General features: G+C 61.6%; 1 protein-coding gene. It reads left to right on the top strand.

Translation table 11 applies throughout. The annotated features are described in order from the left end of the window. Window positions 1-1,380: PTS transporter subunit EIIC (locus ACXRVY_RS29080; RefSeq protein WP_458238966.1), on the top strand; the 1,380-nt coding region annotated here is incomplete at its 5' end. Between the last annotated feature and the right edge of the window lie 48 nt (window positions 1,381-1,428).

The following is a 1,428-nucleotide window of genomic DNA, read 5'->3' as shown; positions in this document are numbered from 1 at the left end:
CTGTACAACCGCTTCAAGGACATCAAGCTGCCGGAATACCTGGCGTTCTTCGGAGGCCGGCGCTTCGTGCCGATTGTCACCGGGTTTGCCGCTGTGGGTCTGGGTGTAGTGTTCGGTCTGATCTGGCCACCGATTCAGAATGGCATCAACAGTTTCGGCGTGTTGATGCTTGACAGCGGCAGCATCGGCGCTTTCATCTTCGGCGTGTTCAACCGTCTGTTGATCGTCACTGGCCTGCACCACATCATCAACAACATGGCATGGTTCGTCTTCGGCAACTTCACCGACCCGGCTACCGGCGCCCTCGTGACCGGCGACATCTCACGCTACTTCGCCGGCGACCCCAAGGGCGGCCAATTCACCACAGGCATGTTCCCGATGATGCTCTTCGGCCTGCCCGCCGCGTGCCTGGCAATGTACCGCAACGCCTTGCCGGAACGACGCAAAGTCATGGGCGGTATCTTCCTGTCGATGGCCCTGACCTCGTTCCTCACCGGCGTCACCGAACCCATCGAGTTCGCCTTCATGTTCCTTGCGCCACTGCTCTTCTTATTGCACGCGTTGCTGACCGGCCTGTCGTTGGCCATCACCAATCTGCTGAACATCCACCTGGGGTTCACCTTCTCCGGCGGCTTCATCGACATGATTCTTGGCTGGGGCAAGTCCACCAACGGCTGGCTGGTGTTCCCGGTGGGCCTGGCGTATGCCGTGATCTACTACGTGGTGTTCGATTTCTGCATCCGGCGTTTCGACCTGAAGACGCCGGGCCGCGAAACCAGCGCTGCCGCCCCGCAGGTTGCGGTGGCCGACAACGAACGCGCCGGGGCTTACATCAAGGCCTTGGGCGGTGCCGAAAACCTGATCACCGTCGGCGCCTGCACCACGCGGCTGCGCCTGGACATGGTGGATCGCAACAAGGCCTCGGATACCGGTCTGAAAGCACTCGGCGCCATGGCCGTGGTGCGTCCCGGCAAGGGCGGGAGCTTGCAGGTGGTGGTCGGGCCGATGGCCGATGCCATTGCCGATGAAATTCGCCTGGCGATGCCGGCACTGGCTCGCGCCATGGTGTCGTCACCGGCGGCAGAAATCGACGCACCGCCACCTGCCGCCGTGGCGACACCCGAGGCCCGGCAATGGCTCAATGCCCTGGGTGGTGGCGACAATGTGCTGCAACTCCACTGCATCGCCATGACCCGCATCCGCCTGCAACTGGCCGATGGCAAGGCGTTGTCGGAGTGTGATTTGAAAGCGTTGGGTTGTCAGGGGGTGAGTAAGCTGGACGGTGGCATTTGGCATCTGTTGATTGGCGACAAGGCACCGAGTTTGAGTGATGCGCTGGAAGCGTTGGTCAATCGTAGTGAGGTGAGTGCCAAGGTTTAGATTCTCGGTGCCTGATAGGCCGCCATCGCGAGCAAGCTCGCTCCCACA

The sequence above is a fragment of the Pseudomonas sp. P5_A2_2 genome, from assembly GCF_054177685.1.
This window is presented reverse-complemented; position numbering and strand designations above follow the sequence as displayed.